Genomic DNA, 20,422 nt, shown 5'->3' with positions numbered 1-20,422 from the left:
CGATGCTGGTAGCGGAAAGATGGCAGAGAATCGTTCAGTTAGTGAATGAAAGAGGAAGCATTCGAGTGACGGAGCTCAGTGAGCTGTGTCAGGTAACGGAAGAGACGATTCGAAGAGATTTGGATCGGTTGGAAAGCGAAGGCAAGCTGATGCGCAGCCACGGCGGTGCAGTAAGCGTGAAGGAAGCGCAGTCAGAAGTGCCTTTCCTGGAAAGGGAAACGGCGCATGCTGATTTCAAAAACAGCATCGCGAAGGAAGCGGTATCGCATATTCGCGAAGGGGACCGCATTATTCTAGATGCGAGCACAACGGCTTGGTATATGGCCAAATTGATTCCGGATATGCAGCTAACCATCCTTACGAATTCGATGAAAGTCGCGCTTGAGGTTAGCGGCAAGGAGAAGATCCAAGTGATTTCAACTGGAGGGCTTCTCTCGCCAAAATCGTTGTCCTATGTAGGACCACTAGCGGAGAGGTCGCTTGACATGTACCACGTCCATAAGCTTTTTCTTTCTTGCAAAGGGGTTCATATTCAACGCGGCATCAGCGAGTCGAACGAGCTTCAAGCGCTTATTAAGCGCAAAATGATTTCCATTGCCGATGAAACGTACCTGCTAGCCGATCACAGCAAATTCGGAATGCAGTCTTTGACGCAAGTCGCGGCGTGGCCTGAAATTAAGCATGTGATCACAGACGGACAAACCAATAAGGAAGATGTGGACCGTATTCGGGAAAAAGGTGTCCACGTCATCCAACTAGATAAAGAGTAAAAGACATTGTTCCTTCCATCTCCAGTATGTTCTCTCTCGTACTGAGGATGGTTTTTTGTATAACCACCTACCTCTGTGGGGGGAACGATGCAGGAAGGGAGTCAGCTGCAACATGAAAGTATCGATGTTCATTACGTGCCTCAGCGATCTTGTTTATCCCAAGGTCGGCGAGTCTATCGTTCATTTGCTTGCCAAATACGGAGTCAAGCTAGACTTCCCGGCGACACAAACCTGCTGCGGACAGCCCGCCTTCAATAGCGGTTATTGGGATGAGGCGCGAGGCTCTGCAATGACCCTGCTGGCGGCTTTTGAAGACAGCGATTTTGTCATATCGCCTTCGGGTTCCTGTACGAGTATGATTCACCATTATTATCCGAAGCTTTTTGAAAATGATCCTGTGAATCTAGCACGCGCTAATCGGCTCGTTGACAAAACTTATGAATTCACACAGTTCCTCGTTCAAGTGTTAGGGGTTACGGATGTGGGAGCTGTATTCCCGCATAAAGTGACCTACCATCCTTCCTGCCACGGCAGCCGGCTGCTGGGGGTTAAGGCTGAACCGATGCAGCTGATGCAAAATGTTCGCGGGATGGAACTGCTGCCGCTTCCTCATGCCGAGGATTGCTGCGGCTTTGGCGGTACTTTTGCAGTGAAAATGAGTGATATTTCCGGTGCGATGGTGTCCGAGAAATCCGACCACGTGCTAGAGACGGAAGCCGAAGTGCTCGTTGGGCTCGACATGGGCTGTTTGATGAATATTGCCGGTAATTTATCGTTTCGTGGAAAGCCTGTCAAGGTGATGCATCTGGCGGAATTATTGGCTGAGGGAGTGAAACTTGCCCATGAGCGAGCATAAACCTAGCGGGACGGTGAAGGATAGATCCAAGATTGCGCTGAACAATGACTTTCTGCGCAATGCGGTGAAATTCACAACGGAGCGATTGAAGAACGGGAAACTGGCTGCAACGGCCGAGCATGGCAATTGGGAAGAGTGGCGTGAACGCGGACGAGAAATTCGGCTGCATACGATTGCTCACCTCGACTACTATCTTGGCAAATTTGTTGAAAATGCAAGTGCGCAAGGTGTGCACGTTCATTTTGCGGCTGATGCGGCCGATGCGGTTCGGCTAACGATGCAGATTGCCGAGCACAAGAAGGCGAAAAGCGCCGTGAAGTCCAAGTCGATGGTTTCCGAGGAACTGCACATTAACCATGCGCTTGAGCAAATCGGCGTAGAAGCTATTGAGACAGACCTTGGTGAATATATCATTCAGCTAGCTGGTGAAACACCCTCGCATATCATTATCCCGGCGATTCACAAAAACCGGTATCAGATAGCTGATTTACTGTCCGAAGACGCAGGAGAGAAGCTTGAGCCTGATACAGGTATTTTGGCCGGATACGTACGGAGAAAGCTGCGCGAGAAATTCCTTGAAGCCGACATCGGGATGACGGGCTGTAATTTTGCCATTGCCGAGACAGGTTCGATGGTGCTTTTTGAAAATGAAGGCAATGCGCGGATGGTAAGCACGATTCCTAAGACACAGATCACCTACATGGGGATGGAACGCATCATTCCTACACTGGACGATCTCGAAGTCATGGCGACGCTGCTGCCTCGTTCGGCTACTGGACAGAAACTGACGGTGTACATGTCCGTTATTTCCGGGCCGCAGCGTCAGCATGACGGCGATGGTCCCGAGGAGATGCATATCATCATCCTTGATAATGGGCGCTCCATGCAGCTCGGCGATCCAGAGTTCCAGGAATTGCTGAACTGCATTCGCTGCGGTGCTTGCTTGAACGCCTGCCCCGTGTACCGCCATATCGGCGGACATGCGTACGGCGGCGTGTACAGCGGCCCTATTGGTGCCGTGCTTACGCCGGCTTTGAACAAGAATGTCGACCAGTGGGACGACATCGCCAACGCCTCCAGCCTCTGCGGGGCTTGCTATGAGGCCTGCCCGGTCAAAATTCCGCTGCACGATATGCTCGTATATCTTCGCCAACGCAAAGTAGAGCGGGGATCGACGGATTTTGCGGAGAAAATGGGGATGAAGGGCTTTAACTTCCTCATGTCCGATGCCAAGCGCGTGAAGGCGCTTATTAAGCTCGGTCGCGTCGGGCAAAAGCTGCTTGTCCGTGACGGCCATATTAAAGCGCGGATTGGTCCGCTCAAAGGCTGGAACTCGTATCGTTATGCGCCAAGTATGGCCAAGAAGACGTTCCGCGAGTCGTGGAAGGACATCGAGCAGGAGCTGGAAGGCACGTTCCCAGAGCTTGATGCTGTCATGAAAGCGCGCATGGAGAAGTTAGTGGCTGATCGCAAAAATGGCGGAGGAGGACATCATCATGGCTAAATCAGATCCGGCATTTCTGCAGCAATTGCACGAAGAAGCCCTCAAGAAGCAGGAATCCTTCTTCGCTAATATTTCGACGCGACTCGGTCGTGCGAAGCCGCTTCAGAGCGCACCTGCACATCCGATGAAGGGGGCTCCAGCTTTTTGGGAGGACGTAAACCTTCCGCTCGAGGAGCGGATTCAGCTCTTCATGGCGAACTGGCAAAAAGCTGGCGGACACACCTACCGTCTGTCTGGGATGGCAGAAGCGCAAGCCTTCATTTCCGATTTTATCGCTAAAACGCAGGCGAAGAATCTGATCATACAGGATCAGCCGGAGTTGGAAATGCTGCGCGCAAGCCTCTCAGCCGGTACGGAAACGAACATCACCGTTTGGAATGCGCAAGGCGCTACCGGCGAGGCCAAAGATGAGCTAGTCGCTAAAGCGGCTGGCGCAGATATCGGCATCGTGGCTGTCGAGCATGCGGTAGCTTACACGGGCTCGTTAGTCGTCACCTCTGACGCTACGCGAGGCCGAAGTGTTAGTCTGCTCCCGACGACGTTCATCGCGATCATCCCCGTGGAGCGCCTGTGGACGAAGCTTGGCGAGGTTCTGCGGCCTTTTGACGAACTTGCGTTAGGCGAGCGGCCGGCAGGCATCCATTTTATATCAGGTCCGAGCCGCTCAGCCGATATCGAGAACGATTTGACCATTGGCGTTCATGGTCCTGGCATCGTTTATGCCTTAATTATTGAATAAGCTTTCGTGCACGAGGGTGGACGATCTTACAGTCCATTATGTTCCGAAATAATGGACAGATGCACCCATGAAGGGAACTATGATCCTCTATTTTGCTGGGAATCGACACTTTTCCCATCGCATCTAAGTAAGTCTGGAAGTCGGGGACTCTCCCAGCTATTGACGCCAAAAGCCAAGGAGCTAAGCGCATTTAAGCCGCTTAGCTCCTTTTTCATTTGCCTTTTTAACGAACGTACCATTCCCCCGATACCCAGTCGGTTGATTTCCAACGCAGTACATCCGGATTCGCCAGATGCATAATCTCTTTCAGGAAGGACAGCTGCTCGAGCTCAGTCATTGGTTTGAAACTCTTGGCGATGGCTAGATTTTGCTCTAGCTGCTCCATCGATTCCATGCCGACGATTGCTGTGGAAATCGGCAGAGAGAACGTGTATTGCAGCGCCTTCTCGTACCACGGAGCAAGCTTGCCTAGCGCCATTACCTTCATGCCGATTACGGCAATGCCCTTCTCGTTTGCTTTCGGCAGGAACTCATGCGCGAAGCTGTACACGAGGTGGTCAGCGGCTGATAGAGCCACGAGCGCGCTATCGAACGGGTACCGGTCGATGGCTTCGAGCTGAACACGAGGATTCGTGTGTCCGCTGATCGAGATATGTTTGATCAAGCCTTGGTCTTTTGCTTCAACTAATGCTTCCATAGCACCGCCTTTGGCAAAGCATTGGTCCAGCTCTTCCATCGTCATAATATTGTGCAAGCGCCATTCTTCCACATGATCGGTTTGCAGCCTCTTCAAGCTCTCTTCGAGCAGCTTCATAGAACCGTCTCTCGTGCGATCGTTTGTTTTGGTCGCAATCCAAACATCTTTTCTGCGGCCATGCAACGCTAACGCTTTGCCAAGTCTTTCTTCCGATTGGCCTTTCGAATAACTCGGCGCCGTATCAAAATAAGTGATGCCTTCGTCAATCGCACGATTCACGATCGCAATAGCCTCATCTTCCGTACAGTTGTGCTCGTCTACGATGCGTTGTGCGCCAAAGCTAAGCAGCGGAAATTGCTGCCCCGTCCGGCCGAACATTCGTTTCTCCACGTTCATCTCTCCTTATGTATGAAGATTGCTTGCTTCTTGTCTAGCGTTTCCTAAAAGGCTGCCAGATCATACCATCATCTTTCAGATTTGCTGATATCGATTTTAGCAGGAGATCTATCTCCTTAAGTATAAATTAGGTAAGAGAGAGACGCCAGATTTCGTCATTCCCCTTCAATATTCACAAAAATTACACGACTTAAGTCCTATTTTTCCCATCGAAAAAGATTGTAATTTATAGCAAATAAACCTATCATTATGTACATAGACAGTATTTTTGTCGAATTATGGAGATAGAGTTATTCATAACTTTTATGACTATAGAAAAGAGGGTGTCTGGCATATGGAGAAATCATCGTTGATTGGAATTGTTTTAGCGCTTATATCGGTAGGTGTGGGTATGGTGTTAAAAGGGGCAAGTTTGGTGGCGCTTTTAAACCCAGCAGCTGCGCTTATTATTTTCGGAGGAACGGCTTCAGCCTTGTTTATCGCGTTTTCATTAGAGGACATCAAAAAGATTCCGACCTTGTTGAAGATTATTTTTACCGAACAAAAATTAATGCCTAAAAAAGAACTCATCAATACCTTTATCGATTGGGTATCCATTACACGTCGTGAAGGCCTTCTTTCACTGGAAAAGCAAGCGGAAGAGCTGGCAGATCCTTTTATGAAAAGCGGGATGCGCCTCATCATTGATGGGAATGATCCTGATTTCGTGCGCGATGTCCTGCTTGAGGATATTGCAGAAATGGAAACAAGACATAAGAAATATGCGGGTATTTTTACACAAGCCGGTACATATGCACCAACACTTGGCGTTCTTGGCGCCGTTGTAGGTTTGATTGCTGCTCTCGGGAACTTAAGTGAAGTAGAGAAACTCGGGCATTTGATTTCTGCTGCATTTGTTGCCACGATGTTCGGAATTTTCCTCGGTTATGTTATTTTTCATCCCTTCGCGAACAAGCTTAAACAGAAGTCGAAGAAAGAAGTAGAAATAAAACTCATGGTGGTTGAAGGCTTGCTGTCGATCCAATCCGGTGTATCCGCCAACTCTGTGAAGCAAAAAATGATGATCTTCGTAGCGAACAGCGAACGCGCGGCGTATGAAGAAGAGGAGAAAGGGGACGCCACACTGTGAGTAAAAAGAAGAAGCATGAGGACCATGAAGAGCACGTTGATGAATCCTGGCTCATTCCCTATGCGGATTTGCTTACTTTGCTTCTAGCTCTTTTTATCATTTTATTTGCATCTAGTCAGTTGGATTCGAAGAAATATAACTCGATTATGAGGTCCTTAAACAATGCGTTTACGGGGGGAGAAGCGCCTTTCGCGGTATCTAATTTGATCCCGATTGACGATGCAGCGAACTCCACCAAGAACAATAACAAGAATCAGAACCCTCCTGCGAAGGAGCAGAGCAATACGGACAGTCAACTGGCTGCGAAGCTGCAAAAGGAAGAAAAGGATCTGGAAGAACTGAAGAAAAGCATGGATGCTTTCATCAAAGAAAATCAGTTGAATGAGCAGTTAACGACGAAGTTGGATAACGAGAAACTGACGATTACAATCAGTGATCGTGCGCTGTTCGATTCCGGTTCGGCGACCATGAAGCAAGATTCACAAAAGCTGGCTGTATCCATTGCAGGTATGCTGGCGAGTTACCCAGGCTATCAGGTTGAGGTGGGCGGGCACACGGATAATATCCCGATTCACCGGGCGGATTTTGAAACAAACTGGGATTTGAGCGCTAAACGGTCCGTTAATTTCATGAAAATCTTATTGAATAATGGTAAAATCGACCCTTCCTCTTACTCCTCCGTCGGATACGGGGAATACCGCCCTATTGCATCGAATGATACAACGGAAGGCCGCGCCAAAAACCGCAGGGTTGAAGTCAGCATTCTGCGCAACATTAAGGCAACGGATGAGATTGCGAAATAAATCTATGAGAGACAAGTGCCCAGAACCGATGGTTCTGGGTATTTTTTTGTTGAAGGAAATGCAATTTCTTGAAATTACGTTTCAAACAATTCTGAATAGAGGTAATACTAATTTGTGTAGACTGGTTTTAAGAAATATTTCATTTTGTAAAGGATGAGTTCTCATGGTTTTAAATTTATTTTTAATAGCCTTACTCATATTATTAACCGCTTTTTTCGTTGCTACCGAATTTGCAATTATTAAGCTCCGTCCAAGCCGAGTCGAACAGATGGTTCTCGAAAGTAGTAAGAATGCTCTTGCCGTCCAGAAGGTAACAACCAATCTAGATGCTTACTTATCCGCCTGCCAACTGGGTATTACGATTACAGCGCTCGGCCTTGGTTGGTTAGGAGAGCCGACTGTAGAGAAATTGCTGCACCCCTTATTTGAAGTATTAAACTTGAGTGATAGCTTGTCACACCTATTATCTTTTGGTATCGCTTTTATCTTGATGACGTACCTTCATGTTGTTCTTGGTGAGCTTGCGCCCAAGTCTCTTGCGATTCAAAAAGCTGAGCAAATTGCAGTGCTAACAGCACCTATCATTGTTGTTTTCCACAAAATGATGTATCCATTCATTTGGCTGCTCAATGGATCTGCGAATGCCATGATCAAAATACTTGGCCTGAAGCCAGCTAGCGAACATGAGGAAGCCCACTCAGAGGAAGAGATTCGCCTCATTCTTCAGGAAAGCTATCAGAGTGGCAAAATTAATAAAACAGAATACGGCTACGCGGATAGAATCTTTACATTTGATGAGCTGTTAGCTCGCGAAATTATGATACCGCGGACCGATATGGTTTGCTTATACGCTAATAAACCACTGAAACAAAATTTGGAGATCATTAAGCGAGAACAATATACGCGATTTCCTGTTGCGAAAGAGAATAAGGACAACATTATTGGTATCGTGAATACCAAACAGTTTTTCCTAAGTTATGATAACAACCCTAATTTTGATTTTGCATCTTTGCTGCAGCCTGTTATGACTGTACCTGATGTCATGCCTATAAAACAGCTTTTAAAAAAGATGCAGAAAGAACAGGTGCATATTGCGCTGCTATTGGATGAGTACGGTGGGAGTGCCGGCTTAATAACCATTGAGGACATCCTTGAGGAGATTGTCGGTGAGATTCGTGACGAGTTTGATAAGGATGAGAAGCGCGATATCGAATCGTTGGCTTCCAATCGGTTCTTGATCAAAGGTACCGCGCTCGTTGATGAAGTTAATCATTTTCTTGAAACGAAACTAGAGCATGAAGAAGTCGACTCCATTGGCGGGTGGCTCTATACGAAACAACCTGAACTAGAAAAAGGGCAACCATGGGATTATAAGGATCTGACCTTTATCGTTCGGGAGAGAGAGAAAACCCGTATCCGGAAGATCGAAATTATTAAAAACCTTTCCTATAATCCGAATCGGTAAAGGAGATGATAATAGTAATCCATCTGAAGAGGAGTTTGACAAATTGGAGCCTACCTTTGAGCATACCCATATCCCGTTAACGACCGTATCAAGCGGGGAAGGTCAAGAAGTGAGCATAGATATTTATTGCTACTGTATTCAGTTCGTTAATATATGTTTGATCGGTAATCCGACCAGCAAGTCGAAGACATGGTATCTCGTTGACGCTGGGATGCCACATTCCGCAGACGACATCATTCAATTGGCAGAGGATCATTTTGGCTCAATGACGAAACCGCAGGGAATTATTTTGACCCACGGCCATTTTGATCATGTCGGCGCGATCGCGGAGCTGCTTGAACATTGGGATGTGCCTGTGTATGCGCATGAGCAGGAGATCCCTTACCTAACCGGAAAAACGAATTACCCCGAAGGGGATTCAACTGTGGACGGGGGACTCATTAGTGAGCTTTCTCCGCTATTTCCGAACCACGGCATTAATCTCGGGGATCATGTGAAGGTGCTGCCTGCCGATGGATCCATCCCGGGACTGCCTGATTGGCAATGGCTGCATACTCCGGGACATACCCCAGGTCATATTTCGTTATTCCGGGAAAAAGACCGTTCCTTAATCGCTGGCGATGCTTTCGTCACGGTGAAACAGGAATCGCTCTATCGAGTGCTTCTACAAACGCAGGAAATCAGCGGGCCGCCGAAATACTTTACGACGGATTGGGAGGCTGCAGCAGCATCCGTTAAGAAGTTGAATGATCTTCGTCCAAGCTTGGCAGTGACAGGACATGGCACGCCAATGCGCGGGGAAGAATTGACGAGTCAATTGGCATATTTGGCTGACCATTTCAATGAAGTTGCGCGGCCAGAGGAAGGGCGTTTCGTGCATTAGCATTCCTTCAAGGTGCTATATAAATAGAAATGACCTAAGGGAAACCCCTCAGGCCATTTCTTCGATTACCCAATCAGTACAGGCACTTTTTTATCCTTCGAATTTGCGTCAACTGTCTTCGTATCGGATTCAACATCCTTATCTTCATCAGCAGTTTCGGGATTTACGTTTTCGTTCTCTTTAATGACGATGAAAGCTGCCCCAGCTTGCCCATGGTTATTTTGTCCGTCATGGTCATTATCGCTGCTTCCTGTGGAGCCTTCATCGGCACTAATAGGATCTGTATCCTTGTTGATATGATCATCAACCATTTCTTCACCAGATTCGGTTATTTGAAACTTGCTAATCTCCGCGAATAACCGATCGGCCAATGCGAGAATGTCATCTGACTCTTCAGCAATCCGGCGGATGGAGGCATCCTGCTGAATGGATGTCGAGTTGACTTCTTCCACCCCGGCTGCTGTTTCTTGGGCGATCGCCGCCAAGAACTGAACGGAGTCAACAAGCTTATCGTTCTTGGAACGTGCTTGCTCGATTTTCGAGTGAATGTGCTCAATTTGCTCCTTGATGCCGGTCATCGAATGCTCAATGCTCTCGAATGAGCTGAGCGTATCAGCAACACGGTGATTCTGAGTAACCGCAGAATCTTGTGCTTCCAATAGCGAGCTTTGCAGCTCTTGGATTTGTTTCTGCAGCGCCTGCGTAATACCGCTGATGGTCTTGGACGAGTCGTTCGTTTGCTGCGACAGGTGACGAACCTCATCCGCAATGACGGAGAAGCCGCGGCCGTGCACGCCGGCCCTTGCCGCTTCAATCGCGGCATTCAGGGCCAGGACGTTCGTTTGCGTCGATATCTCCGTAATCGAACGTGTGATGGCGCCAATCTGCTTCGAGCTGGCGGCTAAGGTCTGCATCGCGGCATCTACCTTATGCAGCACTTCCTGCGACTGTTCGGACGATACCTTCAGCGCACGTACATAACCTGTGCCTTGCAGCGTACCTGCTGCGGCTTCATCACTTGCTTTGATCATTTCATACGTATATGCGGTAATGTCGCGAATCTCAGCTTCCAGCTCTGTAATGATGAGGGAGCTTGATTCCGTTTGCATGGCCTGCTCATCTGCCCCGTGTGAAATTTCATGGATCGCTTTCAAGATGTCCGTGTTTGCCGACGCCGTAAGTTGAGAGAAACGATGAAATTCATACGAGTGATCGCTTAAAGAGGAGGCGATTTGCTTCGTAGCGTAAAGCATTTGACGCACCTGGCGAATCATATGGTCGAAGCTTTGGCTGAGCTGACCCAGCTCATCTTTGGAAGTTGCATTGATCGTATGGGTTAAATCCCCTGCGGCAATAAGCGAAACGGCCTTCTGCAGGTTTTGAATCGGACGGATAAAAGAACGAATCAATAGGAAAGCGATCAAAACCGTAATCACTAGCACTACTATAGAAACATACATCATGACCAAACTAGTGCTATCCAAAGCTTTGGTGGAGGAAAGGATCGCTTGATCGGCTGACTCTGTATAGGTTACATAGAACTTATCGACTAGTTCAAAGATCACAGTCTTCAGATCCTGAGATTCATTGTACAAATACATCAGGTTGATTTCTAAATCCTTTGCGCTTGTACCACTATTGACTTGAATCATTTTGGCAGCAGAATCGAAGTTATTAATGTAGTCTACCGAGGCTTGTATTAATTGGCTGCGCCATTTCTGCTGATCAGGTGTAGAAGCTGTATCGCCAATCTTTTTAATGTAATCATTGAAAGGCTGGCGTTTGGCATTGTATTTAAATATGTATTCGGGTTTCTTTGAGATCTCGAGTCCAGAGGCAATGATGTTCATGTCTTGAACCATTTCCTTTAGTTCCAAAGCCATAACTTTGAGCTCGACCTTTTCATTCTGATCGTTCATATGTTGTTTGATTTCACTAACCTGATGAAGATTGAAATAAGCAACAGATAGAAAAATCAAGAGCACCCCACTGAAACTAACGATTAATTTGGAACGCATGGTCATATTGAAGAATAATAACCGGTTCACTTTCATCCCTCCATAAATAGACAAGATATGACGCGTTTCTTGTTTCTACTTATAAATATAGGATGCTTCTATTAACTAAAGCGTCGAACTGTGTTAATAAGATGTAAAATTAACCATACAACTCTATCGAAAGTCCTATGAAAAAGTTTTACATTACGTTTACGTTTCATGGGTTTGGAATTTACATTCGAGGGTTACGATGTATTTGTAAGTTAGTTGCGAGGAACAAACAAGGAAATCGAAACTAACCAGAAAAAGCAACATAAAATAAAAGGAGGACATGCTGACTATGTTCAAGTTCATGTCGAAAAAAGGAATTACATTAACACTATCCGCGGTATTAATGATGGGGTCATTGGTTGGATGCGGAGCAAAAACAGAAACAAAACCAGGCGCTTCTGCAACACCTGCTGCAACTACAGCTGCTACAGCGTCGGCAAAGCCTTCTGATACGCCTAAAACGGAACTTACTGGTACAATTACTGCTTCCGGTTCAAGCGCATTGCTTCCACTAGTTAAGCAAGCGGCAACTGAGTTCATGGAAAAGAACCCAAAAGTAACAATCAACGTTACAGCTGGTGGTTCAGGAACAGGAATTAAAAACGTAGCTGATGGTACTTCCGATATCGGTAACTCCGACGTTGAGCCGGCTGCTGAATATAAAGATAAAGGTCTTGTTGACCACCAAGTAGCAATTGCTCCTTTCGCGTTTATCGTTAACAAAGATGTAAAAGTAGACAACCTTACAAAACAACAAGCAGCTGATATCTACATGGGTAAAATTACGAACTGGAAAGAAGTTGGTGGTAACGATGCGAAAATCGTTCTTGTACACCGTCCAGATAGCTCAGGTTCCCGTACTCTTGTAAAAACTATTATCCTTGATGGTAAAGATTTCACTAAAGACGGTATCACACAAGAAAACAGTGGTGCTATGAAAACTGCTGTTGTTGGTCAATCCAGCTCCATCGGTTATGTAGATACTCCTTACATCGATGACACAGTTAAAGCTTTGAAACTTGACGGTGTTGCTTTCTCCGAAGAAAACATCAAAAACGGTACTTACAAACTATTTGGTGTAGAGCACATGTACACGAAAGGTGAAGCAAAAGATCCAGCAAAAGCATTCATCGCCTATATGTCCAGCAAAGAATTCCAAGGTAAACAAGTTCGCGATTTGAAATTCTTGCCTGCTGATTTGCTTAAAAAATAATCTAGCTTTCTCATCAAGAGCGTACGCATAATGCGTGCGCTCTTTTTGCTATACTATGATGATAAATCAATAAACTTTTACATTGCCTTTACAATTCATTAATGATCCAATGACAATCATGTCCTATCATAACAGTATGACATGTTAGCGCATGTGGTATTAAATAAAGGGGGATTAACCCAGTGAATTCCGTAGCAGACAAACTATCAAATGCGAGTTCAGACAGCAAAAGCCGTCCAATTGTTTCCAAATGGACCCAAGGACAACATAGACAAGACAGCATCATGCGATGGGTGTTTGTCATTAGTGCTGCTCTTGTATCGGCGATTATTTTCTCAATCATTGTTTTCGTTGGTATGCAAGGGATCAAGACTTTTCAGGGAGTAAGTCCTTTGGAGTTTTTCTTCTCGACGGACTGGACACCAGGCTCGAATAAATTTGGAGCATTTCCTTTCTTATACAGCACCCTGCTGATGACGCTTGTTTCCGTTGTCATTTCCGTACCGTTGGCTTTGTCCGGCGCATTATTCATGGCCAAAATTGCTCCGAAATGGATGCGTGAAATCATGCGTCCTGCAACCGATTTATTCGTAGGGATTCCTTCGGTCGTTTACGGTTTGATCGGGATGACAGTCATCGTTCCCGCTTTAGGTAAATTAACCGGCGATGTCGCTTACGGCATACTGCCTGCTTCTATCATATTGGCGATTATGATTCTGCCAACGATTCTCTCCATCTCAGAGGACGCAATCCGCGCACTTCCTGGCCGTCTGGAGGAAGCATCTTTAGCGCTTGGAGCAACACGCTGGCAAACAATGTGGCGCGTGTTGCTGCCAGCAGCTAGACCGGGTATTTTAACCGCGATTATTCTTGGGATGGGCCGTGCAATTGGAGAAACCATGGCTGTGTTTATGGTCATTGGGAACTCGCCACAAATGCCAAAATCGTTGCTGGATTCTACAACCGTATTAACAACGGCAATCGTCAAGGACATGGGTAATACGAATTACGGATCAACATGGAACAATGCCTTATACATGATGGCGCTGCTTTTACTTGTGATCTCCTTATCCTTAATCATCATAATTCGTGTTGTTGCAAAAAGGAGTGAAGTGAAATGACAAGTAAATCAACGGACCGGATTGCGACGGTATATTTTTGGGCATCAGGCGTTGTTATCATAGGGATTTTGGCTTGGTTTCTCTTTCGGATTTTGGGGGATGGCATTCCTCATCTGTCCTGGCATTTTATCTTCGGAAAGCCAGAAGAGATTAAAGCTGGTGGAGGCGTAGGGCCTCAATTATTCAACTCTTTCTATGTCTTGTTCTTGTCTCTCTTGATCTCCATTCCAATCGGATTGTTTTCAGGTATTTACTTAGCGATTTACGCACAAAAAAATTGGTTTACGGATCTTGTCCGTATTTCTGTAGAGGCTTTGTCTTCTGTACCTTCTATCGTTTTCGGTTTGTTCGGATTCTTGCTCTTTGCCAATTTGCTCGGGCTGAAGTTTTCCATTATCGGCGGCGCGGCGACGGTTGCCCTGTTGAATTTGCCAGTAATGGTCAGGGTCACAGAAGAGTCGATCCGTACGGTTCCGGAGTCCTATTGGGAAGCAAGCTTAGCGCTTGGTTCAACCAAGTGGCAGGCGATCCGCAAAGTGCTTATTCCAGCGGCGCTGCCTAGTTTGATCACAGGAATCACGCTAATTGCAGGTCGTGCATTGGGTGAATCCGCGATTCTCATTTACACAGCTGGCTTATCGGTTTCCCGGTTCTTCCCAGATTTCAACCCGCTGAACATGGGCGAGACGTTATCCGTTCATCTTTGGTATGTGGGTGCTGAAGCGCTTGTTCCAGATGCGAAAGACATTGCCAAGGGAAGTGCCGCGCTGCTCCTGATCGTCGTACTTATCTTTAACCTGTTGGTCAGCATACCAAGCCGAATCTTACAAAAAAGACTTTCCGGGGGGAAATAACCATGTCGACTTCAACCTTGACAAAAACTAAGATCAAAGCAGATAAATTGAATTTATTCTATGGAGAAAATCATGCTCTTCACGATATCGACTTGACGATTGAAAAAGGAAGTATCGCAGCTTTGATCGGACCATCCGGCTGTGGTAAATCAACATTCCTGCGTACCTTGAACCGGATGAATGACTTGATTGACAGTGTTCGTATTACAGGAAATGTAGCCGTAGACGGTCATAACATTTATGGCTCGGATTCTGATGTGGTTTCTTTGCGTAAGCGAGTAGGTATGGTTTTCCAACGCCCGAACCCATTCCCGATGAGCATCTATGACAATATTGCTTATGGCCCGCGCATTCACGGTATCAAGAGAAAATCTATGCTTGACGAAATCGTGGAACGCAGTCTTGTACAAGCCGCGCTATGGGATGAAGTTAAGGACCGCCTGAACAAATCCGCACTTGGATTGTCAGGTGGACAGCAGCAGCGTTTATGTATTGCACGTTTGCTCGCGGTAGAACCGGATGTATTGCTGATGGATGAGCCGACTTCGGCCCTAGACCCAATTTCAACTTTGAAGGTTGAAGAACTGACACAAACCCTGAAGGACAAATATACGATCATTATCGTTACACATAACATGCAACAAGCAGCTCGTATTTCCGATATGACGTCCTTTTTCTTGAACGGGTATTTAGTCGAAACTGATAAAACAGATAAAATCTTTACAAATCCGAACGATCAACGTACCGAAGATTACATTACAGGAAGATTCGGTTAACACAACTGGAAGGGGCAACGTACATGGATGCAAGACCCGGGTTTCATCAATCATTAACATTGCTGCAAAAAGAACTTCTTGAGATGGGGGAAAGCGTCAAGGAATTGATTCTTACATCCGTTAATTCCTTGGCAACACTCAATGAGAAAGATGCGCAGCAAGTGATTAAAAATGACGATCTAATCGATGATTACTTAACAAGGATTGATGAACTGTCGCTGCGTCTCATTGCATTGCAGCAGCCTATGGCGAGCGATTTGCGCATTATTGGCACTGCGCTCAAAATTGCAATCGATTTGGAACGTATTGCCGATCATGCGGTAGATATCGCCAAAATTACAATCCGCTTCGCGGGAGAAGAACTTGTGAAGCCTCTCGAAACGATTCCGCAAATGGCGAATATCGCCATCGAGATGCTGCAAGAAAGCCTTCTGTCCTACACCGAGCGCGATGTTCACCGGGCTGCGGCTCTGGCTGAGAAGGATGATCGTGTAGATAAAATGTACAGCACTGTGATGACAGAACTGATGGGTATGATGAATTCCGACTATAACCGTAATCGTCAATTGACTCATTTGCTGTTGGTTGCCCACTTCTTGGAGCGAGTGGCGGACCACACGACCAATATTGGTGAAGGCGTTATCTATATGGTGACGGGCAAGCGTAAAGATTTGAACGTGTAAGATATTTTGATTGATTGCTAGATTGATAGAAAAGATAGGTTGTCCAAGGTAGTATATCTACTTTTGGGCAACCTTTTTTATATTGGGAACTAGCGTATCGCGGACAATAAAAAACGCTCCTAAATTAGGAGCGCGAGAGTTCATCTATATTGTCTATTAACTAATTTAACCCACTCCGTTGCCCTCAGGAATAGGGAAGCGAATAAGAAAAGTCGTCCCCTCCGAACTGGATTGGACCTCAATAGAGGCGCGGTGCCTAACAGCGATGCTGTAGCAAATCGCTAAACCAAGACCTGTGCCTTCATCCTTCGTGGTGAAGAAAGGGCGTCCAAGCTTCTCTAGATGCTTCTCATCAATGCCTGTCCCCTCGTCGGAAATCAGCAAGACAACATATCCGTTTTCTTCGATAGTTTGAATGGTAAGCGTTCCGCCTATTGTCATGGCCTCTAGCCCATTCATGCACATATTTAGGATAAGCTGTCGCATCTCTTTATCATCAAGGTGAATAATCGGGCAATCGGTGAATTGGAACTGAACATGCTTGCCTGACATTACAGCTTCAGCTTGTATAAGTGGAAGGAGCATTTCGATGATCCGGTTAATTTGATCCGGCTGTTGATGGGATTGTTTATTTTTGGCTAGCGACAAATATTCGGTAATAATTTCGTTAGCCCGATCGAGCTCCTCGAGCATAATCGGAATATACTCTTTTTGCATATTGCGATCGTTTTCTCGAAACAATTGCAGAAATCCGCGAATCGTCGTCATCGGGTTGCGAATTTCATGGGCGATGCCGGCAGCCATTTCCCCAACCAGATTCAGCTGAGCAAGACGAGCCATCTCCGTCTCAAAGCGCAAGCTTTCCGTAATGTCGACAGCGACCTGAAGTAAGCAGCTCTCATTTTCGATATCGATAATCTCCGTAGAGAGAAGAGCCGTCCGAGTCTCCTTGGATTTGGTTTCATATTTCACTTTGCAGTTATGAATAACCTCATCGCAGCTGATGGATTCTCCGGAATCTGATCGTAATAGATCCATATTGGTGCCAATGACTTCGTCGCCATACCCGGTATATTGCTTCCAGCTTTCATTAATTTCGATATAAGTCAGATCCGGCAGACGGCGGATGGCCATTAAAGAAGGGGAGAGCATGAACATTTTCTTGAAATGGTCCTGAGACTTCAGCAGTTTCTCATGGGCATCTACTAGTTCTGTAGTCCTTTCTTCGACCCATTGTTCTAAAAGTGAATTCTGCTGTTTCAGCTTCTCCTCGGCTTCCGCCAGCTTGCGGTTCGTCTCTTCGAGATCAAGCGTCCGTTTGTGCAGGAGCTCGCTTTGATATTTGATTTTCTGGTGTCCTAAATGCATATTGACGAAAGCATCGACTTTCATACGCAGCATTTCGGGATGAACGGGCTTGAATAAGTAATCAATTGAGCCTACGTGATATCCTTTTAACACATGCTCAATCGATGTGCTGAGTGCCGTTAAGAAAATGATAGGAATATCCTGACATGCTTTGCGCTGTTTGATCAGCTCAACCGTTTCAAAGCCGCTTAGTCCCGGCATTTGTACATCCATTAGAATAACAGCAATATGATCGGCGGGTTCCTTTAATAAATATCGAAGAACTTCCTCACCCGATTGCAGTGAAATAACGTCATAGTGGGAAGAGGCCAGAATGCTATTCAGAGCCAGCAAGTTCTCGTAGCGGTCATCTACCGCCAAGATTTTGACTTGTTGTTCCATTTCAATTCCTTTCCGTGCTTGTACAAGCTTGTACGCACCTAGCAATCGTCCTTCTATTTTTTCGTGGCAAAAAGGCAATTCCCTCTTTTTTATTTAAACTCTTTACACACATTTTACATATTGATAATAAAGCCTGCCATTTGGTTTGATAGACTGGAAATAAACTTAAATGATGCAAGGGATGATGGACATGAGTATTCAGTCACAAGAGCTACTCCAATTTTACGATATCATTGAAAAAGGTTCCATTTATTCTGTCTATCAGCCTATTGTTTCTATGCAGGATGGCCTAGTAATGGGGTATGAAGCACTAATTCGTGGTCCCATAGATAGTAACTTCCACTCGCCACTAACCATGTTTCAATTCGCCGAGCAGCACGGTGAGTTGTACAAGCTTGAGCAGCTGGCACGCGAGAAAGCCATACAGGGGTCTATCTTGGAACATCCAAAGCAATTGCTTTTTATTAATATTTCATCGCCTGTGCTGTATGACCCTGGGTTCGTTCCGGGGAAAACGCTGGAAATTTTACAGAAATACGGGCTTCGTCCAAGCAACGTTGTGTTTGAAATAACGGAAAGAACCTCGATTGAGGATTTCTCCTTAGCCCAAAAAATATTGGCGCATTACCGGAAACAAGGTTATCGGATTGCGATCGATGATGCTGGCGCGGGGTATTCTTCCATGCAGGCCATTGCCGAGCTTCAGCCGGATTTTATCAAGATTGACCGATCTCTTATCCAAGACATCCATATCATCAAAGTAAAAGAGTACATACTGGAAACATTCGTTACTTTTGCACAAAAAATGAACATCTCTTTGATCGCTGAAGGCATTGAACATGTCGATGAACTGACCAAATTGGCGAGGCTTGGCGTGCATTATGCACAAGGCTTTTTGCTTGGCAGACCGCAGGCCGAACCTGCTACGATTCAGGACAGCTTGAAGATGTTGATCTGGCAGCAGCGCAAAGTACAAGGAGGCCATATGACCTGGGCGATTGGCGATCTTAAAACACCAGTGAAAGTGTTCGACAAGAAAGTGCCTATATCGGAAGTGGCGGATTATTTCAAGAAAAATCAAGAAGCTGTGGGAGTTGTCATCGTTAGTGAAGAAGAACCGGTCGGCCTTATGATGAGAGATCGCTTGTTCCAGCAACTAGCGGGGCAATATGCGTTCTCTTTGTTTTGGAACCGGACGATTGACAGTGTCATGGACGACTCGCCGCTTATTGTGGACGAGTTTATTTCAGTCGAGCAAGTGTCTCAGATGGCGACATCGCGGTCAATTCATCATTTGTATGACCTTGTGATCATTACAAGCAATGGGAAAATGGCAGGCATTGCTTCGATCAGGGCCATCCTAGAGAGTATAACCAATGTACGCATGGAGTCCGCTCGAGTGGCGAATCCATTGACGGGCTTGCCGGGGAATTTGCAAATCAATCGGGAATTGAATAAACGAATTCATGAGAGCAAGCCATTCCATGTTGTCTATGCGGATCTGGATTATTTTAAATGGTTCAATGACAGGTTCGGTTTTCAGAAAGGGGATCAACTGATCCAATACACCGCGGACATTATGCAGCAGGCGATTTCAGTTTGCGGGACCCCGCTTGATTTTGTGGGGCATGTGGGAGGCGATGATTTTATCGCGATTTCTTCTACGGATGAGCCTGAGCTTCTATGTCAGGAAATGATCCGCAGGTTCGAAATGGGCGTGCAGATGTTCTATGAAGATGAGGAATGGGAGTATGTGTGGGACCGGAGCGGCAACAAGGTTAAGAGCGAGGGCGTCACACTGTCGCTGTCACTAGTCGTTTGCAGATGTGAATCTCCCATTTCACTTGAATATATTTCACAAACCGCGGCTGTTCTCAAAAAGAAGGCAAAGGCGTATCCAGGCAGTATTTATTATTTCCAAAATATAGGATAAACACGTTTAGAAGGTGTAGATCAGCTGTTTAAATGAACGGATGATAACGACCTTCTGTTTGCCGATCCGCCGTTCAGAAATTTTTTTCATATTCCCGGGATGTATCCAGATGGCATCTAGACCGCTGGATGCGGCTCCTACCACGTCATTGCGCCACGAGTTGCCGACCATCACACTTTGGCTTGAAGCCGCGTTCATGGCCTTCAGAGCCCTCTCAAATATGGCTGGGTGCGGTTTACGCGGACCGTCCTTCTCCGAGCTAAACAAGCGATCCTGGGTTATCCACTGGGTCAGCTTCAATTTATCCAAATTACTTTGTAATCTTCTGCGGTTTCCGTTACTGATAATGGCAAGCTTATAGTTCTGGGATAAAGCCTCAAGTGTATCCTCTACGCCGGGAAAAAGCGCGACGAAATGGTCTTCTTGTTCCTCGACCTGTTCAAAAAAGGCTCGGGTAAAAGCCGTGCTTACATTCACTGGCAGAGGTTGCAGCGCTTTGCGCAAACAAATATGCCGAAGCTCATCCGGCGATAAGGGGCTCCGAACTGGCGCTTTGCGGTGCCGGCTCCACTCCATTTTATAACTCTGAAGAACGTCTTGGGCTGTGAAGAGAGTTTCGTCAGGCTCCCACCTCGCCGTGTAGTCATTCATGACCTCAAGGAATGCGGAGTCAAAGCATTGTCTGCGATCCAGAATCGTATTGTTCATATCGAAAAAAATGACCTTTTTACGTGTTGGTGAGAAAAAAGGGCTCATGCGGAGAACCTCCTTTTGAAGACCGGAACATCGATTAATGGATTCCT

18 protein-coding genes are annotated in these 20,422 nt (G+C 46.2%); 14 read left to right on the top strand and 4 right to left on the bottom strand.

Annotated features, from left to right (window positions below; translation table 11 throughout):
- Positions 1 to 2: 2 nt before the first annotated feature.
- The 4 genes from AC58UW_RS07405 (at position 3) to AC58UW_RS07390 (ending at position 3,869) form a co-directional block, all read left to right on the top strand.
- Positions 3 to 770, top strand: a complete 768-nt coding sequence (locus AC58UW_RS07405) for a DeoR/GlpR family DNA-binding transcription regulator (RefSeq protein WP_497420061.1) — start codon at positions 3 to 5, stop codon at positions 768 to 770.
- Between the two features lie 112 nt (positions 771 to 882).
- The gene (locus AC58UW_RS07400; protein WP_497420060.1) at positions 883 to 1,626 is read left to right on the top strand and encodes a (Fe-S)-binding protein; all 744 of its coding nucleotides are present in this window, start codon (positions 883 to 885) and stop codon (positions 1,624 to 1,626) included.
- Positions 1,613 to 3,130, top strand: a complete 1,518-nt coding sequence (locus AC58UW_RS07395) for a LutB/LldF family L-lactate oxidation iron-sulfur protein (protein WP_497420059.1) — start codon at positions 1,613 to 1,615, stop codon at positions 3,128 to 3,130. Before AC58UW_RS07400 ends, AC58UW_RS07395 begins: the two co-directional genes overlap by 14 nt.
- Entirely contained in the window at positions 3,123 to 3,869 is a 747-nt protein-coding gene (locus AC58UW_RS07390; protein WP_497420058.1) for a LutC/YkgG family protein, read from the top strand. Before AC58UW_RS07395 ends, AC58UW_RS07390 begins: the two co-directional genes overlap by 8 nt.
- Positions 3,870 to 4,092: 223 nt before the next feature.
- Here AC58UW_RS07390 and AC58UW_RS07385 read toward each other — a convergent pair whose 3' ends face one another.
- Positions 4,093 to 4,956, bottom strand: coding sequence for an aldo/keto reductase (locus AC58UW_RS07385; protein WP_497420057.1), 864 nt, complete (start codon positions 4,954 to 4,956; stop codon positions 4,093 to 4,095).
- Positions 4,957 to 5,296: 340 nt separating this feature from the next.
- Between AC58UW_RS07385 and motA the strand changes: the two genes are divergently transcribed.
- From motA to AC58UW_RS07365, 4 genes are all read left to right on the top strand, one after another.
- On the top strand, positions 5,297 to 6,091 hold the full coding sequence (gene motA / locus AC58UW_RS07380) for a flagellar motor stator protein MotA (protein ID WP_497420056.1): 795 nt from the start codon (positions 5,297 to 5,299) through the stop codon (positions 6,089 to 6,091).
- Positions 6,088 to 6,894, top strand: coding sequence for a flagellar motor protein MotB (gene motB, locus AC58UW_RS07375; protein ID WP_497420055.1), 807 nt, complete (start codon positions 6,088 to 6,090; stop codon positions 6,892 to 6,894). The genes motA and motB overlap by 4 nt, the downstream gene beginning before the upstream one ends.
- A gap of 163 nt (positions 6,895 to 7,057) precedes the next feature.
- Entirely contained in the window at positions 7,058 to 8,359 is a 1,302-nt protein-coding gene (locus AC58UW_RS07370) for a hemolysin family protein (protein WP_497420054.1), read from the top strand.
- A gap of 43 nt (positions 8,360 to 8,402) precedes the next feature.
- Positions 8,403 to 9,242 (top strand): MBL fold metallo-hydrolase, encoded by an 840-nt coding sequence (locus tag AC58UW_RS07365; protein WP_497420053.1) that lies wholly within the window; start codon positions 8,403 to 8,405, stop codon positions 9,240 to 9,242.
- A 65-nt stretch (positions 9,243 to 9,307) separates the two neighbouring features.
- On the opposite strand, the gene AC58UW_RS07360 is transcribed toward AC58UW_RS07365, so the two are convergent.
- Entirely contained in the window at positions 9,308 to 11,290 is a 1,983-nt protein-coding gene (locus AC58UW_RS07360) for a methyl-accepting chemotaxis protein (protein WP_497420052.1), read from the bottom strand.
- A gap of 289 nt (positions 11,291 to 11,579) precedes the next feature.
- Between AC58UW_RS07360 and AC58UW_RS07355 the strand changes: the two genes are divergently transcribed.
- From AC58UW_RS07355 to phoU, 5 genes are all read left to right on the top strand, one after another.
- Entirely contained in the window at positions 11,580 to 12,503 is a 924-nt protein-coding gene (locus tag AC58UW_RS07355; protein ID WP_497420051.1) for a phosphate ABC transporter substrate-binding protein, read from the top strand.
- A 182-nt stretch (positions 12,504 to 12,685) separates the two neighbouring features.
- Positions 12,686 to 13,624, top strand: a complete 939-nt coding sequence (gene pstC, locus AC58UW_RS07350) for a phosphate ABC transporter permease subunit PstC (RefSeq protein ID WP_497420050.1) — start codon at positions 12,686 to 12,688, stop codon at positions 13,622 to 13,624.
- On the top strand, positions 13,621 to 14,478 hold the full coding sequence (gene pstA / locus AC58UW_RS07345; RefSeq protein WP_497420049.1) for a phosphate ABC transporter permease PstA: 858 nt from the start codon (positions 13,621 to 13,623) through the stop codon (positions 14,476 to 14,478). Before pstC ends, pstA begins: the two co-directional genes overlap by 4 nt.
- Before the next feature lie 2 nt (positions 14,479 to 14,480).
- Positions 14,481 to 15,254 (top strand): phosphate ABC transporter ATP-binding protein PstB, encoded by a 774-nt coding sequence (pstB, locus tag AC58UW_RS07340; RefSeq protein ID WP_497420048.1) that lies wholly within the window; start codon positions 14,481 to 14,483, stop codon positions 15,252 to 15,254.
- Between the two features lie 23 nt (positions 15,255 to 15,277).
- The gene (gene phoU / locus AC58UW_RS07335; RefSeq protein WP_497420047.1) at positions 15,278 to 15,937 is read left to right on the top strand and encodes a phosphate signaling complex protein PhoU; all 660 of its coding nucleotides are present in this window, start codon (positions 15,278 to 15,280) and stop codon (positions 15,935 to 15,937) included.
- Positions 15,938 to 16,102: 165 nt separating this feature from the next.
- Here the strand turns inward: phoU and AC58UW_RS07330 are convergent, their stop codons facing one another.
- On the bottom strand, positions 16,103 to 17,686 hold the full coding sequence (locus AC58UW_RS07330; protein WP_497420046.1) for a response regulator: 1,584 nt from the start codon (positions 17,684 to 17,686) through the stop codon (positions 16,103 to 16,105).
- Between the two features lie 190 nt (positions 17,687 to 17,876).
- Here AC58UW_RS07330 and AC58UW_RS07325 point away from each other — a divergent pair, with 190 nt between their 5' ends.
- Complete coding sequence (locus tag AC58UW_RS07325) at positions 17,877 to 19,619, top strand: GGDEF domain-containing protein (RefSeq protein WP_497420045.1); 1,743 nt, start codon at positions 17,877 to 17,879, stop codon at positions 19,617 to 19,619.
- A gap of 6 nt (positions 19,620 to 19,625) precedes the next feature.
- Here AC58UW_RS07325 and AC58UW_RS07320 read toward each other — a convergent pair whose 3' ends face one another.
- Positions 19,626 to 20,375, bottom strand: a complete 750-nt coding sequence (locus AC58UW_RS07320; RefSeq protein ID WP_497420044.1) for an HAD family hydrolase — start codon at positions 20,373 to 20,375, stop codon at positions 19,626 to 19,628.
- Positions 20,376 to 20,422: the final 47 nt, after the last annotated feature.

Source organism: Paenibacillus sp. J22R160, from assembly GCF_059692135.1.
This window is presented reverse-complemented; position numbering and strand designations above follow the sequence as displayed.

Bases quoted from the DNA above. Each gene is read 5' to 3' on its own strand.
- AC58UW_RS07405 (WP_497420061.1), top strand. From the start codon at position 3: ATGCTGGTAGCGGAAAGATGGCAGAGAATCGTTCAGTTAGTGAATGAA.
- AC58UW_RS07400 (WP_497420060.1), top strand. From the start codon at position 883: ATGAAAGTATCGATGTTCATTACGTGCCTCAGCGATCTTGTTTATCCC.
- AC58UW_RS07395 (WP_497420059.1), top strand. From the start codon at position 1,613: ATGAGCGAGCATAAACCTAGCGGGACGGTGAAGGATAGATCCAAGATT.
- AC58UW_RS07390 (WP_497420058.1), top strand. From the start codon at position 3,123: ATGGCTAAATCAGATCCGGCATTTCTGCAGCAATTGCACGAAGAAGCC.
- motA (WP_497420056.1), top strand. From the start codon at position 5,297: ATGGAGAAATCATCGTTGATTGGAATTGTTTTAGCGCTTATATCGGTA.
- AC58UW_RS07370 (WP_497420054.1), top strand. From the start codon at position 7,058: ATGGTTTTAAATTTATTTTTAATAGCCTTACTCATATTATTAACCGCT.
- AC58UW_RS07355 (WP_497420051.1), top strand. From the start codon at position 11,580: ATGTTCAAGTTCATGTCGAAAAAAGGAATTACATTAACACTATCCGCG.
- pstA (WP_497420049.1), top strand. From the start codon at position 13,621: ATGACAAGTAAATCAACGGACCGGATTGCGACGGTATATTTTTGGGCA.
- pstB (WP_497420048.1), top strand. From the start codon at position 14,481: ATGTCGACTTCAACCTTGACAAAAACTAAGATCAAAGCAGATAAATTG.
- phoU (WP_497420047.1), top strand. From the start codon at position 15,278: ATGGATGCAAGACCCGGGTTTCATCAATCATTAACATTGCTGCAAAAA.
- AC58UW_RS07330 (WP_497420046.1), bottom strand. From the start codon at position 17,686: ATGGAACAACAAGTCAAAATCTTGGCGGTAGATGACCGCTACGAGAAC.
- AC58UW_RS07325 (WP_497420045.1), top strand. From the start codon at position 17,877: ATGAGTATTCAGTCACAAGAGCTACTCCAATTTTACGATATCATTGAA.
- AC58UW_RS07320 (WP_497420044.1), bottom strand. From the start codon at position 20,375: ATGAGCCCTTTTTTCTCACCAACACGTAAAAAGGTCATTTTTTTCGAT.